13 protein-coding genes are annotated in these 16,020 nt (G+C 73.4%); 8 read left to right on the forward strand and 5 right to left on the reverse strand.

What is annotated here, in order from left to right; all coding sequences use genetic code 11:
* The first annotated feature begins 143 nt into the window (after positions 1-143).
* Positions 144-1,862 (forward strand): methyltransferase, encoded by a 1,719-nt coding sequence (locus F4556_RS23825; RefSeq protein WP_184919368.1) that lies wholly within the window; start codon positions 144-146, stop codon positions 1,860-1,862.
* A gap of 184 nt (positions 1,863-2,046) precedes the next feature.
* Positions 2,047-5,760: an ABC transporter ATP-binding protein gene (locus F4556_RS23830; RefSeq protein ID WP_184919369.1), complete on the forward strand. Its 3,714-nt coding sequence runs from the start codon at positions 2,047-2,049 to the stop codon at positions 5,758-5,760.
* 7 nt (positions 5,761-5,767) lie between these two features.
* Here F4556_RS23830 and F4556_RS23835 read toward each other — a convergent pair whose 3' ends face one another.
* Both F4556_RS23835 and F4556_RS23840 read right to left on the reverse strand, forming a co-directional pair.
* Positions 5,768-7,030: a methyltransferase gene (locus tag F4556_RS23835; RefSeq protein ID WP_184919371.1), complete on the reverse strand. Its 1,263-nt coding sequence runs from the start codon at positions 7,028-7,030 to the stop codon at positions 5,768-5,770.
* Complete coding sequence (locus F4556_RS23840; RefSeq protein WP_184919373.1) at positions 7,027-8,001, reverse strand: hypothetical protein; 975 nt, start codon at positions 7,999-8,001, stop codon at positions 7,027-7,029. Before F4556_RS23840 ends, F4556_RS23835 begins: the two co-directional genes overlap by 4 nt.
* A gap of 78 nt (positions 8,002-8,079) precedes the next feature.
* On the opposite strand from F4556_RS23840, the gene F4556_RS23845 reads away from it, so the two are divergent.
* The 3 genes from F4556_RS23845 (at position 8,080) to F4556_RS23855 (ending at position 9,761) form a co-directional block, all read left to right on the forward strand.
* Positions 8,080-8,748 (forward strand): TetR/AcrR family transcriptional regulator, encoded by a 669-nt coding sequence (locus F4556_RS23845; RefSeq protein WP_184919376.1) that lies wholly within the window; start codon positions 8,080-8,082, stop codon positions 8,746-8,748.
* Positions 8,749-8,850: 102 nt separating this feature from the next.
* Complete coding sequence (locus F4556_RS23850; RefSeq protein ID WP_184925077.1) at positions 8,851-9,309, forward strand: RNA polymerase sigma factor; 459 nt, start codon at positions 8,851-8,853, stop codon at positions 9,307-9,309.
* Positions 9,306-9,761, forward strand: a complete 456-nt coding sequence (locus F4556_RS23855) for a hypothetical protein (RefSeq protein WP_184919378.1) — start codon at positions 9,306-9,308, stop codon at positions 9,759-9,761. Before F4556_RS23850 ends, F4556_RS23855 begins: the two co-directional genes overlap by 4 nt.
* Positions 9,762-9,768: 7 nt before the next feature.
* Here the strand turns inward: F4556_RS23855 and F4556_RS23860 are convergent, their stop codons facing one another.
* Complete coding sequence (locus F4556_RS23860; RefSeq protein ID WP_184919380.1) at positions 9,769-10,647, reverse strand: alpha/beta fold hydrolase; 879 nt, start codon at positions 10,645-10,647, stop codon at positions 9,769-9,771.
* A gap of 299 nt (positions 10,648-10,946) precedes the next feature.
* Between F4556_RS23860 and F4556_RS23865 the strand changes: the two genes are divergently transcribed.
* The gene (locus F4556_RS23865; RefSeq protein WP_184919382.1) at positions 10,947-12,110 is read left to right on the forward strand and encodes an MFS transporter; all 1,164 of its coding nucleotides are present in this window, start codon (positions 10,947-10,949) and stop codon (positions 12,108-12,110) included.
* Here F4556_RS23865 and F4556_RS23870 read toward each other — a convergent pair.
* On the reverse strand, positions 12,097-12,969 hold the full coding sequence (locus F4556_RS23870; RefSeq protein ID WP_184925079.1) for an ATP-grasp domain-containing protein: 873 nt from the start codon (positions 12,967-12,969) through the stop codon (positions 12,097-12,099). The two genes, F4556_RS23865 and F4556_RS23870, sit on opposite strands and share 14 nt — an antisense overlap.
* Before the next feature lie 77 nt (positions 12,970-13,046).
* Between F4556_RS23870 and F4556_RS23875 the strand changes: the two genes are divergently transcribed.
* Entirely contained in the window at positions 13,047-13,550 is a 504-nt protein-coding gene (locus tag F4556_RS23875; protein ID WP_184919384.1) for an NUDIX hydrolase, read from the forward strand.
* 45 nt (positions 13,551-13,595) lie between these two features.
* On the opposite strand, the gene F4556_RS23880 is transcribed toward F4556_RS23875, so the two are convergent.
* The gene (locus F4556_RS23880; RefSeq protein ID WP_313068551.1) at positions 13,596-14,702 is read right to left on the reverse strand and encodes an ABC transporter substrate-binding protein; all 1,107 of its coding nucleotides are present in this window, start codon (positions 14,700-14,702) and stop codon (positions 13,596-13,598) included.
* Positions 14,703-14,979: 277 nt separating this feature from the next.
* Here F4556_RS23880 and trpS point away from each other — a divergent pair, with 277 nt between their 5' ends.
* Positions 14,980-15,987, forward strand: a complete 1,008-nt coding sequence (trpS, locus tag F4556_RS23885) for a tryptophan--tRNA ligase (RefSeq protein ID WP_221503684.1) — start codon at positions 14,980-14,982, stop codon at positions 15,985-15,987.
* Positions 15,988-16,020 lie beyond the last annotated feature (33 nt).

Genomic DNA, 16,020 nt, shown 5'->3' on the forward strand with positions numbered 1-16,020 from the left:
CCGTCCGGAGAATCGTTTCCCCCGAACCACCACCTCCGTGGCACCGCCATGCCCGAAACCGGCGCCCCGAGGGCCGGCGCCCCCCAGAAGTCGCGCCCCACCCCAGAAGTCGCGCCCCACCCCAGAAATGAGGACCCGTCACCATGACCACCACCACCTACCCCACCGACCTGGACCAGTTAAACGAGACGGTCGGCTTCGTCCGGGCGCAGGACACCGCCACCCTGCTGCCGCTCCTCCTCCCCGGGCTCGACGCCCTCGAGCTGCGCGCGCTGATGGACCGCTGCCGGTTCTCCCACGCGGCCCTGCTGGTCTTCCCGTCCTCCACCGAGGCGCTGCGCGCCCTCCTCGCCGACAGCGGACTGCCTCCCGACGCGACGGCGCGCCCCAGCGTGGTCGTCCGTGACCGCCTGGCCGCCCGGCACGGGTGTGATCCGGCCGAGCTGGACGTGCGGATCCTCCGCCCACGGGTGTCCGGATCGGACCGTACGGTCGAGGTGTTCGCCCTGCTCGTCCCGCCGGGCTCGGACCTCACCGACCTGGCCGAGCACGAGCGCAGCCGGGACCACGAGGCCCATCTCGCCCTGGAGGTCGAGCAGTCGGACCCGCTGGTGCTGCGCGGACTGTGCGCGCTGCTCACCCGGCACGGCGCCGCCGCCGACGGTGGCGGCTACAACCCGCACGAGGACGGCACCGTCCTCTACTTCACGGCGCCCGCCGACTCCAAGACCGGGTACCGGCGGCTGGAGCTGTACGTTCCCGGGGAACACCCCGACGTGCTCGCCGCCCACCTGGCCCGCTACCGAGCCGGCCGGCCCGCCGAATCGCTTCTGCGCCTGCTGACCGGGGCGTGGACCACCCAGGCGCTGGCCGTCTCCGCCGAACTCGGGCTGCCCGACGCCCTCGACACCGACACCGCGCTCGGCGCACCGAAGCTGGCCCGGGCGGTCGGTGCCGACCCGGACACCCTGGTCTCCCTGCTGCGCTACCTCGCGATGCTCGACGTGGTGTCGGCCGACGGGGACGGCTACCGGCTCACCGAGACCGGCGCCCTGCTGCGCACCGACGTCCCGGCCTCGATGCGTCCGCTCGCGCTGCTGTACGGCGGGCCGTTCTACCGGTCGTTCGCCGCCCTCGGACACACGGTGCGGACGGGCGAGACCGCCTTCGACCACCTGCACGGCGAGAACCACTTCGACCACTTCGCCCGGGATCCCGAGCTCGCCGCGCTCTTCGACGAGTCGATGGCCGCGAGCTCGCGGATGTTCGACCCGCTCCCCACCCACCCCGTCGTCACAGCTGCGGCCCGGGCATCCGCCCCCGCCACCGTGGTCGACGTCGCGGGCGGGAACGGGGAGCTGCTCGGCCGCCTGCTCGCCGCCCACCCCGGGTTGAAGGGGGTACTGCTCGAACGTCCGCACGCGGTCGAGGCCGCCCGCCGCGCCCTGGACGCGGCCGGCCACGGCGACCGGTGTGGGTACGTGGCGGGCGACTTCGCCGACGTCCCGGCGGGCGGGGACGTCTACCTGCTCTCCCGGATCCTGCACGACTGGGACGACGATCGGTGCCGGGAGATCCTGCGGCACTGCGCCCGCGCGATGGCCGCCCACGCCGACCTGCTCGTCGTGGAGCGGATCCTCCCCGCCGACGACTCGCCCTCCCTCGCCACCGCCTGGGACCTCCACATGCGCTGCAACGTCGGCGGCCGCGAACGCCGGGCCGACCACTACGCCCGCCTGTTCGCCGACGCGGGCCTCACCCTGGTGGACACCTCCCCGCTCCCGCTGGACGCCACCGTCCTGCACGTCCGCAAGGCCGGGGCTCCCCTCCCGAGTCAGGCAGCCCGCCCGAGCGGCGCCTAGCACCGCTGCGGTACTAGGTCCAATGGAGGGCTGGACAGAGTCCGCTCGCCTGGTCCGGCCGGGTGCCCCGGAGGGGCATCCTGGTCGGGACGGGAAGCAGCTCGGCCGGAGAGCTGTTCGGTCCGATACGTGCCCGTCGAAAAGCGATGGGGGGCGGACGATGAAATGGTTAGTATCCCTAAATATGTCTGAGACTCACGGATCGCACGGAGCACCCAGAGAGCACGGAGCACCCAGAGAGCACGGAGCCCCCGGATCTGACGAATCCACAGCCGGGCAGGGCTGGCTCCGCCGGCTGGTCGGCTACAGCTGGCGGCACCGCCGTAACGTGCTGCTCTCCTTCGGCGCCTCGCTGGTCGGCATGGCCGTCACCGCCACCGTCCCGCTGATCACCAAGGTGATCATCGACGACGTGATCACCACCCACACCCGGCCGCTCACCCCGTGGGCCGTGGCCCTGCTGGTGGCGGCCGCGCTGGTCTTGGTCTGCACCCAGGTCCGCCGCTACTACGGCGGGCAGCTGGCCGTCGACGTCCAGCACGAGATGCGGTCCGACCTGTTCCGTTCGCTCACCCGGCTGGACGGTGACCGGCAGGACCGACTGGACACCGGTCAGGTGGTCGGCCGCGCGACCTCGGACCTGCAGCTGATCGTCGGCCTGCTGTCGATGCTGCCGATGATGACCGGCAACGTCCTGATGTTCGGCATGTCCGTGCTGGTGATGCTCTGGCTCTCGCTGCCGCTGACCCTGGTCGCGCTGGTGATGGGCCCCGCGCTCTGGTGGTTCGCCACCCTCAGCCGGAAGCGGCTGTTCCCCGCGACCTGGGCCGCCCAGCAGGAGGCGGCGGCAGTCGCCGGGGTGGTGGACGGCGCGGTCGGCGGCGTCCGGGTGGTCAAGGGCTTCGGCCAGGAGGCCCAGGAGCGGGGCAAGCTGGAGCGCGCCTCGCGCGAGCTGTTCGGCGCCCGGCTCCGCTCGATCCGGCTGAACAGCCTCTACACCCCGGCGATGCAGGCCATCCCGGCCCTCGGCCAGGTCGCGGTGCTGGCGCTCGGCGGCTGGCTGGCCGTCCGGGGCCAGGTCACCCTGGGCACCTTCGTCGCCTTCTCCACCTACCTGGCGCAGCTCACCGGCCCGGTCCGGATGCTGACCATGGTGATCACGGTCGGCCAGCAGGCCAGGGCCGGGGTCGAGCGGGTGCTCCAACTCGTCGACCAGCGTCCGAAGGTGCAGGAGCGTCCGGACGCCGTCGACCTGACCACGGCAGCACCGAACCCCGCCCCCGCCATCGAGTTCGACCAGGTCGACTTCGCGTACGGCGAGGCCACTCCCGTCCTGCACAAGCTGAGCTTCCGGCTCGCCGAGGGCGAGACGCTGGCGCTGGTCGGCGGCTCCGGCTCGGGCAAGTCGACCGTGGCGCAGCTGCTGCCGCGCTTCTACGACGCCACCGAGGGCGCCGTCCGCCTCTACGGTCACGACGTCCGGGAGCTGACGCTCGATTCGATCCGGGCCACCGTCGGCATCGTGCCCGAGGACAGCTTCCTGTTCTCCGACACCGTCGGCAGCAACATCGCGTACGGCCGCCCGGAGGCCACCGAGGCCGAGATCGAGGCCGCCGCCCGGGCCGCGCAGGCCGACGGGTTCATCCGCGAACTCCCGGACGGCTACGCCACCAAGGTCGGCGAGCAGGGCCTCACCCTGTCCGGCGGCCAGCGGCAGCGGATCGCGCTGGCCCGGGCGATCCTGAGCGACCCGCGCATCCTGCTGCTGGACGACGCGACCTCGGCGGTGGACCCGCAGGTCGAGGCGGAGATCCACCAGGCCCTGCGCGGGGTGATGGCCGGCCGCACCACGCTGCTGATCGCGCACCGCCGCTCCACCCTGCAACTCGCGGACCGGATAGCAGTGCTGGAGCGCGGCCGGCTGGTCGACCTCGGTACGCACGAGGAGCTCGACGCCCGATGTCCGCAGTACCGGGCCCTGATCAGCGACCCCGACGCGATCGTCGACGCGGTCCCCGAGGAGGAGACCCCCGAGCAGGCACCCGAGGCGGCGAGCGGCACCGACCCGGCGCTGCTCGCCCAGGTCGCGGCGCTGCCCCCGGCCACCGACACCCCCGACATCCCAGTCGAGCAGGCCGAGGCCGGTGACCCGGACTTCAGCCTCCGCCGGCTGCTCGCCCCGTTCCGCGCGCCGCTCACCGTCGCCCTGCTGCTGGTCGCGCTGGACGCCGCCGCCGGGCTGACCCTGCCGATCCTGATCCGGCACGGCATCGACGACGGCGTCAGCAAGGCCGCGATGGCCGGGGTCGCCACCGCCTCGCTGCTCGCCCTGACGATCGTGCTGCTGGACTGGGTGGTGCAGACCGCCGAGGCCCGGGTCAGCGGCCGGACCGGCGAACGGGTGCTCTACACCCTGCGGTTGAAGATCTTCGCGCACCTCAACCGGCTCGGCCTGGACTACTACGAGCGCGAGCTGTCCGGCCGGATCATGACCCGGATGACCACCGACGTCGACTCGGTGTCGAGCTTCCTGCAGACCGGTGTGGTCACCGCCGTGGTCAGCCTGTTCACCTTCTTCGGCATCTTCGCCGCGCTGCTGGTGATCGACGCGGGCCTGGCCCTGATGGTCTTCGCGGTGCTGCCGGTGCTGGCGGTCGCCACCCTGGTGTTCCGCCGCAAGTCCAGCACCCAGTACCAGGTCTCCCGGGACCTGATCAGCACGGTCAACGCCGAGCTGCAGGAGAACGTCGCGGGCATGCGGATCGTCCAGGCGTTCCGCCGGCAGACCGTCAACACCGACCGGTTCGTGGCCAGCGGGCTGGCCTACCGGCACTCGCGGGTCAAGGCGCAGTGGTACATCTCGCTGTACTTCCCGTTCGTGCAGTTCCTGTCCAGCGCCGCCGCCGCGCTGGTGCTGATCGCCGGTGCCGCCCGGGTCGAGTCGGGCACCCTGACGATCGGCGCGCTGGTCGCGTACCTGCTCTACATCGACCTGTTCTTCGCCCCGGTCAACCAGCTCTCGCAGATCTTCGACGGGTACCAGCAGGCCGCCGTCGGCCTCGGCCGGATCCGCGACCTGCTGCGCACCCCGACCAGCACCCCGGATACGGCGGATCCGCTGCCGGTGAAGAAGCTGCGGGGCGAGATCACCTTCCAGGACGTCAGTTTCGCCTACCACGGCGGTGCTGACGGGCACTCCGACGTGCTGACCGGCATCGACCTGCACATCCCGGCCGGGCAGACGGTGGCGCTGGTCGGCGAGACCGGCGCGGGCAAGTCCACTCTGGTCAAGCTGGTCGCCCGGTTCTACGACGCGACCGGCGGCACCGTCCGGATCGACGGCACCGACATCGCCGCGTACGACCTGGCGGAGTACCGGCACCGGCTCGGCGTGGTCCCGCAGGAGGCGTACCTGTTCGCGGGCACGGTGCGCGAGGCGATCGCGTACGGCCGGCCGGAGGCGAGCGACGCGGAGGTGGAGGCGGCCGCGAAGGCGGTCGGCGCGCACGAGATGATCATCCGGCTGACGGGTGGTTACGCTCATCGGGTCGCCGGCCGGGGCCGCAACCTCTCCGCCGGGCAGCGGCAGCTGATCGCGCTCGCCCGGGCCGAACTGGTCGACCCGGACATCCTGTTGCTGGACGAGGCCACCGCCGCGCTCGACCTGGCCACCGAGGCCGCCGTCAACCGCGCCGCCGACCGGATCAGCGGCGGCCGCACCACCCTGGTGATCGCCCACCGCCTGACCACCGCGGAGCGCGCCGACCGGGTGGTGGTGCTGGACCACGGCCGGGTGGTCGAGGACGGCACGCACGCCGGCCTGCTGGCCGAGGACGGCGCGTACGCCCGGCTCTGGCGGGCCTTCGTCGCGGACAGCCACCAGGAACAGCGGGTCTGACGGCGGGTCAGCGCCCCGCCGGTGCCCGCAGTTCGCGCGGGCCACCGGCGGTGGCGTCGGCGACCAGCTGGGCGAACCAGGCCAGCCCGGGGATCAGCAGTACCCAGCCGAGCAGTGCCCAGCCCAGGTGGAAGTGCTGCAGCGCCCGGCCGAGCGCGGCCACGCCCTCCGCGCGCTCCAGGCCGTCCGCCGACTCGTAGGTGATCCGGCGCAGTCCGGCCGGGTGCTCCTCGGCCGGGCGGACGGTGAGGGCCACCGGCGAGCGGGCGATGATCCAGCGGCCGACGCCGCTGCACACCCCGCAGGTCTGGGCGACGTGGATCTCGGCCGGAGCGGTGCCCGGCCACGGGCGCAGCCGGGGCAGCCAGGAGCGGACCCCGGCGGTGTACTCGGCCCAGGCCGGCCCGTACCGCAGCCCGAGCTCGGCCCCCTCGTGCCAGGCGGCCAGCCCGGCGCTGTAGGCGAGGCTGACCCCGGCCGCCAGCAGCAGCCAGGCGTTGCAGGTGAACGCCGCCAGCACCAGGTGACAGAGCACCAGCGAGACCTGGATCGGATTGCGCACGTACGCGTACGGCCCGCTGGTCACCAGCCGGTGCGGCGGGTCGTACGGCAGCGGGGTGCCGCCGCCGCGCACCACGAACTCCCGTACGGCGGCGACCCCGAGCAGCATCGGCACGGCCAGTACCTGGAGACCGGAGCTGAGTGCGGCACCGTGCGGGAGCCGCGCCCCGGCCGCGACCACGGGCAGGGCGAGCATCAGCAGGGCGGCCAGCAGGACCTGCCCGGCGGCGCGCAGCCGAAGCCGTTCGGCGCGGGCGGTCCAGCGGGCCAGCAGCAGTCCGGGCAGCAGGCAGAGCGCGATGGCCACCGACTCGCCGGTCAGCCAGTGCCCGCCGAGCCGGACCACCGGGTCGAGCAGCGGCATCGCGGCCAGGTCCAGCCAGCCGAGCAGGGCGGCGGTGAGCGGCCACGGCAGCCGGTCGGCGGCCAGCGGCGGCAGGACGCCCCAGAGCAGGACCCAGCCGAGCAGCAGGTCGACCGGCAGTCCGGCGACGGTGCCGCCCTCGGTCTGGAAGCTCCACCAACCGAGCTGCCCGGCCAGCAGGTTGACGGCGGGCAGCAGGGCGAGCTGCCAGGCCCCGCCGACGATCGCGGCCGCGATGCCGGCCCGGCTCGGCCGCCGGACGGCGGCCGCCAGCACGACCGCGAGCAGCGGTCCGAACAGGCAGGCGGCGCGGATCAGGGCCGGACCGGTGTCGACGGTGGTCATGATCCGGGGGCGAAGGTGTCGGCGAGGTAGTTGGCGGCCTGCTCCATGCCGTAGTTCTGGATCGGGTCGAAGTACCAGCCCGGGTCGAAGGTGCGCTGGTAGCCGAGCTTCCAGGAGACCTGGGTGCCGCCGTCGGCGGTCGGCTGCCAGCGCACCTCGGAGGTCTGGAAGTTCAGCCAGCGGGCGGTGGTGGAGTCCTGCTCGATCCGGAACAGCACCCGGCCCTGGTCGCTTTCGGCGATCCGCAGCGTCATGGACCGTGGCGTGGGGGTGGCCCCGATGCCCAGCGACTTGCGCGGGTTGAAGGTGATCAGACGCCCGTCGCCGACCGCCAGGCCGCTGCCGGTGACCTGCTGCGGCCGGGGGAACGGGACCTTGAGGAAGACCGGGCGGGGGGTGCCGAAGACCGGCGGCGCGGCCAGCGCGGCGGCGAACTGATCGGGCGTCACGGACAGCGTGCGGGTGACCGTCACCGTGCTGTCGCGCTCCACCGTGCCGTCGGCGCCCTGGAGGGCGACCAGTCCGAGCAGCGGGGCCAGTGCGAAGGCGTTCAGGCGCTGCCGTCCGCCGGGCTCCTTGGCCGGCCGGCGCGAGTAGTCGACGGCCCAGCCGATGCAGGCCGCCACCAGGTAGAACAGCGGCGCGGCGATCAGCAGGCAGATGATGCCTTCGTTGAGCAGCGGACCGGCCAGCGCCAGCCCGATGGTGACCGAGGCCATCGCGGTGCCGGTGGCGCTCTTCGGTCGAGCACTCAGCGCCACGGTGATCGCGATCACGGCGGGCAGGCCGACGTAGAACAGGGCGGTCTGCTCCAGGCCGCCCGCGTGCAGCACCTTGTAGCCGAGCATCGCCAGGAAGAGCGCGGCCAGCACGACCGCCAGTCGGCGGCGGGCCGAGTGCTGGGCCTTCCGCTCCGGCTCACCGTAGACCGGTATGTCCTGATTGTCGCCGTCGTTCTGACCCTCGGTCATGTCCCACCCCTTGATCGGTCGGTTTAATCACCTGATTAAACCGTATGATGAACGAACCTAGCGACGGGGGGTAAGTGCATGGCGGCGACTGCGGACAGCGGGGCGCAGACCAGGGAACGGCTGATCGAGGCCGCGACGCGGGTCCTCCGGACCCACGGCTACGCGGGGTCCAGCGCCCGGGTGATCGCGAAGGAGGCGGGCGTCAACTCCGCCCTGGTCTTCTACCACTTCGGCGGCGTGGACCCGCTGCTGCTGGCCGCCTTCGACCGGGTCTCCGAAGCCCGGATGGCCCGGCACGTGGTCACCGTCGCGGAGGTCCGCACCCTGGAGGAGCTCACCGCCGCCGCCGAACAGATCTACCGCGACGACCTCGACGGCGGACACCTCACGATGTTCTCCGAACTGGTCGGCGCCGCCCTGGCCCGGCCCGAGCTGCGCACCGCCGTCTCCGAACGCGCCGAACCCTGGCTGAACTTCGTCGAGACCACGCTCGAGCGGGTGATCGGCGGCACCCCGCTGGCCAGGCTCACCCCACCCCGGGACCTCGCCAACGCCGCCATCACCTTCTACCTCGGCGTCAACCTCTTCACGGTGCTGGACGCCGACCGGAGCCGCACCGAGTCGCTGTTCGCGATGGCCCGGCGGCTCGCCCCGCGCGCCCGGCTGCTCACCATGCGGCTGCCCGGCCGCCGTCGCCCCACCGCGGCCGCACCCGCGCAGCTGGAGGCCGGACCGGCCGAAGGCTGACGGACGGTCAGGAGTACGGTTCCGACCGTGGACGACGACCTGCGGCCCTGGGACGTGGCGGCGCCGCTGGTGCGGGCGGCGCAGCGCGGCGACGCCCTGGCCATGGACGATCTGCTGAAGCTGATCACCCCGTACGTCACCCGGCTGTGCGCGTCGATCGCCCCGGCCGACACCGCCGACGCCGTGCAGGAGTCGCTGCTCGCCGTCTTCCGCGGTCTGCGCGGGCTGCGCGACCCGGTGGCGGTCTACGGCTGGGTGCGCGCGGTCACCGTCCGGGAGGCGGTCCGGGTGGCCCGGCGGACCGGCGCGGAGACCCCGGCCGAGCCCGAGCAGATCGCCCGGCTCCGGGACCTGCTGCCCGCCGCCGGCACCGACCTGACCACCGAGGTACGGGACCTGCTGGCCCGGCTGCCCGTCCAGCACCGCACCGTCCTGGTGCTGCGCGAGCTGGAGGGGCTGGACGAGCGCACCATGGCCGAGCTGCTCGACGTACCCGAGGGCACCGTGAAGTCACGGCTGAGCAGGGCCCGTTCCTCCTTCCGGAAGGCGTGGACGCGGTGAACGGACCGGATCGGATCGCCCGGCTGCGGGTCCTGGCGGCCGGGCTGCGCGCCCCGCTGTACGCCGAGCGGCGGCTCGACCTGCCCTTCGAGCAGGTCTGGGCGGTGGTCGCCGACCTGGAGGGCGAGCTGCCCCATCTGATCCCCTTCGTCCGGGAGTTCCGGGTGCCGGCCGGGGACAGCGAGCTCAAGCAGGCCCGGGCCGTGGACACCCTCGGGTTCCGGGGACGGTTCGAGGTGCGGCTCGGGCCCGGCTGGTGCCTGATGCAGTCCCGGCTGGTGACCATGGGCATGGCCGCCGAGTCCGAGGGGGAAGGCACCCGGTTCGCGGTCTGCGGCGCGCTCCGGCCGGCCGCCCTCGGGCCGGTGCAGCGCGGGTACCGACGTCTGATCGGCGAGCGCCGGGCCCGCGCCTTCCTCCGCGAGGTGGAGCGCCGGGCCCGGCTGCGCTGACCCTCCGTCAGCCCGTCCGGGCGATCAGCTCCCGCAGGGCCCGGGCCACCTGTTCCGGGCACTCCTCGGGCAGATGGCCGCCCACGCCGGGCAGCACCGACACGGTCAGGTCGTCGGCGTTCGGCTCACCGCGCAGCAGGGCCGGCGGGATCACCGGATCGTGCTTGCCGCCCAGCACCACGGTGGGGACGGCCAGCCGACGCCGGCGGTGCGTCCCGCGCAGCCCCGCCGGGATGTCCCGCAGCACGTACTGCCAGAACAGCGACTGCCCGGCCCGGGCGGAGCACCGGGTCGCCTCGGTGAACTCGGCCAGCTCCGCCGCCGACCAGCAGTCCGGGTCGGGGGCGCCCCGGCGCAGCAGGTAGCGGGTGAAGGCCGGCCAGTGCCGCAGCACCAGCCGCCCGACCACCGGGTACTCGATGAACGCGGTGAACCACATCCGCCACAGGTTGGGCAGCACCTGACGGTGCTCCGTCCAGGGGTGGGCCATGTTCAGCGCCAGGAACGCGCGGAACCGCTCCGGGGCCTGCTGGCAGATCCGGAAACCCACTCCGGCGCCCCAGCTGTGCCCGACCAGCGTCACCCGGTCCAGGCCGAGCGCGTCCAGCAGCGCGAGCACGTCCGCACCGAGGGCGTCGGTGTCGTAGCCGCGCCGGGTCTGCTCGGACCAGCCGAAGCCGCGCAGGTCCACGCAGATCAGCCGGTGGTCGGCCGCGAGCAGCGGCACCAGTCGCCGCCAGGCGTACCAGTGCTGCGGGAAGCCGTGCAGCAGCAGTACGGGCTCGCCGCTGCCGAACTCGGCGAGGTGGAACCGGGCGCCCCGGACCTCCACCCAGCGGTGCTCCGCACCTTCCAGGTGCGGCATCGGACGGTTGCTGACGGTCATGCGGTTCTCCTTCGCGGGATGCGGTCGTCCTGCCAGGAGGGGCGCGATCCGGCAAAGGTTCCACGGAGTTCCGAGTCGGGGTCGTTCGATCACGGAGCGATCTCGGGCCGGACGCAACTGTGCAGCCCGGCGATTGCGAAGCGGCTCTGACGGGACGTCACCCGAGGTGCGGCTGATAGACAGACCGGGCGACCGGGCACGAGGCCGGGAGCGACTCCCCGGTCCACCCTGGTCGAGAGGCCATGCCCATGTCTTCGCGGACGGGGCGCAGCTCTGCGCGCCTTGCCGTCACCGCTCTGGTGACCCTGTTCTCCGCCGGATACCTGCCCGCCTACCTGCTGCCGACCGTGGTCGGCCGGCTGGTGACCGGCTTCGGCCTGACCACCCCTCAGGCCGGGGCGGTCGGCAGCGCCCTGCTGCTCGCCTCGGCCGGGACGGGCCTGCTGCTGGCCGGCCGGGTCCGCGCTCTCGGGTCGGTCCGGCTGGCCAGGGCCGGGCTCGGGCTGCTGATCGCCGGCGCGCTGCTGGCGTCCGGTGCCACCGCCCTGCCGCAGCTGCTGGCCGGCTGCCTGCTGACCGGCGCCGGCGCGGGGGCCGCGACGGCGGTGGCGGCGGTCGGGGTGGCCGCCTCGGCCGACCCGCACCGCAGCTCCGCGCTCGGCCTGCTGGCCACCTCCTGCGTGGCCGCCGCGCTCTTCCTGCTGCTGCCCCGGCTCGGCGCCGGGCACCCGCCGCCGTTCGCTGCACTGGCCTGCTGGGCGGCCCTGGCCTGGCTGACGGCGGGTCGGCTGACGCTGGATCGGGACCCGGCTCCGGCCAGGGCCCGGACCGCGTTGCCCCGGCGGTCGGCGGGGCTGGTGCTGGCGGGCGGCATGATGCTCTGGTCGATGGCGCAGAACGCCCTCTGGGGCGTCAGCGGACAGATCGGCCTGGGGCGGGTCGGGCTCTCCGAGCAGACCATGGGCCTGGTCTTCGCGCTCGCGCTGGGCGGCGGACTGCTCGGTGTGACGGTGGCCGGCGCCGTCGGTGCCCAGTTCGGCCGGGCCCTGCCGGTCGGCGTCGGCACGGCGGTGATCGCGCTCTGCGTGCTGCTGACCGGCAGCGCCGAGTCGGTCGGCCCGTTCGCCCTCGGCGAGGTGCTCTGGAACACCTGCTACCCGCTGGTGCTCACCTACCTGATCGGCCTGGCGGCCACGCTCGACCAGGGCGGCCGGTGGGCGGTGCTGGCCAGTTCGGCCTCCTCGCTCGGGGTGGCCTGCGGCCCGGTGGTCGGTACGGCGCTGTCGGCGGCCGCCGGGTTCCCGGCGATGGGCGCGGTGCTCGGCGGGCTGCTCGCCGCGGTCGCGGTGCCGCTGGTGTTGGTCGCCCGGCGGCGGCCGGCCACCCGGGTCTTCGTCCCGGCCCAGCGGACCGGCACCGCCGAGCTGTCGACCGTGGACTACCGGACCCTCAGCCCCCGCTGACCGCGAGCAGCGAGGACAGCAGCCGCCCGAGGTCGGCCCCCCGCGGCAGGTCGCTGACCTGGCCGTCGCCGACCTCGACCACCCGCCAGGCACCGCCGTCCGCGGCTTGCGCCAGGTCGGTGGTGACGAACCGGCAGCCCAGGGCCCGGACCAGCTGCCTGATCCCGTCGAGCTCCGGCCGGACGTCCGCGTCGGGGCAGTCCGGGTGCGGCCCGACCAGCACCGGCTCGCCGTCCAGCCACCAGACCCGGGCCTCCACCGCCCGCCCGCTGGTGTCCTTCCGGAACTCCTCGAACCGCCGCAGCACCACCCCGCCGGTCAGGAATTCCCCCTGGAGCTCCACGAACCGCCCCACCACCCGCGCCAGCCCGGCCCGATCGCCCAGCTCGGGTACGTAACAGGCCTCGGCCCACTCGTGCTTGCGCGACTTCACGTAGTCCTTGACGATCGCGGGCCCGTGCCCGCCCAGCTGCCGGGCCGCCTCGGCGAGCTGCTCCGGCGTCGGCCCCGCCAGGCCCGGCACCCAGACGCTGTCCGGCGTGCACCCCTCGAAGACCGGGTACCAGCCGGGCAGTTCATGGGCGTCCGCGTACGAGGCCGGTGAGGTCAGCAGCGGCCGACCGCGCTCGGCGAGCGCCTCGGCCAGCGCCGCGTACGCGGGGACCGGCACCATCCAGCCCCGGTACCAGAGCGGCCCGCCGCCGGCCGGCACCCGGCGGACCGCCGCCCGGACGTCCCCCGCGAGCAGTGCGTCGTGGTCGAGCAGCACGAACCCGCCGCTCAACTCCTCCACCCGGCGCGCCTCCGGGAGGTAGTGCGGGTCCGGGCGGCCGGGGGTCAGCGGGTCGGCAGGCAGCATGATCACCGGCTCAGGGTAGAACCTGTCCACCGGAATTCCAGTGGTTTGACGCGAGGACGTTCTGCCAGGGTGACCGGATGCGAACCCCACGACGCGCGGCCAGGACCGCCGTACTGGAACCCGGCGGCGCGGTCTTCCTGCTGCGTTCCGACAACAGCGAGGTCGGTGTCCACTGGAACATGCCGGGCGGCGGCATCGAGGACGGCGAGTCCCCGACCACCGGGGCCCGGCGGGAGCTCTGGGAGGAGACCGGCTGGACCGACCTCGAGCCCGGCCCGCTGCTCTGCACCTGGGAGCACGACTTCACCTGGCACGGCATCCCGGTCCGGCAGTCCGAGCACATCTACCTCGGCCGCGGCCCGCGCCGCGGCCCGGTCGGTGACGTCAGCGAGATGCACCGCGCCGACGGGATCCTGGACTGGCGCTGGTGGACGCCCGAGGAGCTGTCCGCCCCGGCGGCCGACCCGTTCTGGCCGCCGAAGCTGCCCGAGCTGCTGGCCGGCGTCCGGGACGACTGGCTGGCCGGGCGGGACGCGGTGACGCCGGTGCACTTCGGCTACGTACCCAACCAGCCGCGCTGACCCGGTCCGGTGGGGGTGACGCCCCGTCACCTCCACCGGCGGGCACTACGGGGCGACGAAGCCCTGAAGGTCCTTCAGCACCGCGTTGGCCGCCATCACACCGAGGCCGAGGAACCAGGTCTCGTCCGCGACCGGCCTGGCCTGGCCGGACTTGACCGCGCCCAGGGTCTTCCAGAGCGCGCCGCCGAGCACCGCGTCCTGGCTGGTCGCGCTCGGCGAGCCGTACACGCCGTAGAACACCCAGTCGGCGTCGGCCTTGTCGATCTGCTCGGCGCTGACCTCCACCGCCAGCTCCTTGACCTGCTCGATCTTCGGCTGCGGCAGCGGGATGTCGGCCAGCATGGTGCCGATGAAGGAGAGCTCCGCGTACAGCCGGATCTTGCCCGGCATGAAGCGCAGCGGTGTGATGGTCGGCAGTTTGCCGCCGGTCCGCGCGCTCACCTTGGCGCCGATCTCCTTGGCCGCCGCCTGGTACGCCGTCAGCTGGGCCCTGGCCTCCGTCTCCAGGCCGAACGGTGCGGCGTTGAGGACGAAGTTCTCCTTCCACGGGTAGCCCGGGCGGATCGAGAACACCGTCGGGGCGATCTTCGAGAGCGCCGCGTACTGGTCCTGCGCGCGCAGCTGGCTGCCGAGGATCAGGTCCGGCTTGAGGGCGGCGATCGCCTCCAGGTTGAGGCTGGAGATGGTGCCGACACTGGCCGGGGTGCCGGCCTGTCCCTTGAGGTAGCCGGGCATGGTCTTCGACCCGTCGGTGAACGCGACGCCGACCGGCTGGATGCCGAGCGCCACCACGTTGTCCAGCTCGCCGGTGTCCAGCACCACCACCCGGACCGGCTTTTTCGGGATCTCGGTGCTGCCCATCGCGTGCCGGACGGTGCGGGGGAAGACCCCGGCCGCCGCGTCGGTGCCGAAGCCCTTCATCTTCCCGATCACCGTGGCGTAGTCGTCACCGCCCTGGGTGACCGACTTCTGGTTCACGCCCGCCCCCGCCGAAGGGCTCGCCGACCCGCTGCCGCCCGACCCGCCACCCGAGCTGCCGCAGGCGGTGAGCAGCCCGCCGAGACCGAGCACGGCACCGCCGGTCAGTCCGACGGCGAGGAAGCCGCGCCGGGAGGAACGGAAGGGGGTCCGGTCGGCGGGGGAGGGGGCCACGGGCTGCTCCTTGTACGAATCGGGATTAGGTAAGGCAAACCTATCCGATCGCTCGAAAGGAAAGGTGCCACCCCCGAAAACCCGTGCCACCGCCCGCCCCCGGCCGCTACGCTGGACGGCATGAAGCAGCAGCCGTGCCTGAACTGGTGGCCGTCCTAGGGCGGCCATCCCTTCACGCACGACTCCAGGGCCGTCCGACCGGACGGCCCTGTTGCGTTCCCTCAGGGCACCCCGGCGGACCGGTCCGACCCACCGTCAGCCACCGAGGAGCCCCCTGATGCAGATCGAGACCGTCCAGCAGCACCCCGACCGGTACCGCGTCCTGACCGGCGACCGCCCCACCGGCCCGCTCCACCTCGGCCACTACTTCGGCACCCTGCACAACCGCGTCCGACTCCAGCGGATGGGCGTCGAACTCCTGCTGGTGGTCGCCGACTACCAGACCCTCACCGACCGGGACCGGGCCGACCGCCCGGCCGAACACGCGGAGAACCTGGTCCTCGACTACCTCGCCGCGGGGATCGACCCGGAGCGGACCACGATCTTCAAACACAGCTCCGTCCCGGCACTCAACCAACTGCTGCTCCCCTTCCTCAGCCTGGTCAGCGTCGCCGAACTCGGCCGCAACCCCACGGTCAAGGACGAGATCGCGCACTCCAGCCAGGCCACCGTCAGCGGGCTGATGTTCACCTACCCCGTCCACCAGGCCGCCGACATCCTGTTCTGCAAGGCCAACCTGGTACCCGTCGGCCGTGACCAGCTCCCGCACCTGGAGACCACCCGCACCATCGCGCGCCGGTTCAACGACCGCTACGCCACCTCGCTGTTCCCCGAACCGCAGCCGCTGCTCTCCGACGCACCGCTGCTCCCCGGCACCGACGGCGGCAAGATGAGCAAGAGCCGCGGCAACGCGATCGCCCTGGGCGCGACCGAGGACGAGACCGCCCGGCTGATCAAGGGCGCCACCACCGACACCGACCGGCACATCACGTATGACCCGGAGCGCCGACCCGGAGTTTCCGGCCTGGTCCAGCTCGCCGCGCTCTGCGAGGACCGCGACCCGGCCGAACTCGCCGCCGAGATCGGCGACGGCGGCGCGGGCGCCCTCAAACGCCGGGTCACCGAGACGGTCAACGAGTACCTCCGCCCACTCCGCGCCCGGCGGACCGAACTCGCCGCCGACCGGGCCCTGCTGCGGGCCGTCCTGGCCGGGGGAGCCGAGCGGGCCAATGCCATCGCGGAAGCCACCCTGGGGGAGGTCAGGTCCGCGATGGGCATGGGGTAGGACTGTCGGCAGGCGCGCGGATCCGGGTCGCGC

The sequence above is a fragment of the Kitasatospora gansuensis genome (assembly GCF_014203705.1).
GTDB lineage: Bacteria > Actinomycetota > Actinomycetes > Streptomycetales > Streptomycetaceae > Kitasatospora > Kitasatospora gansuensis.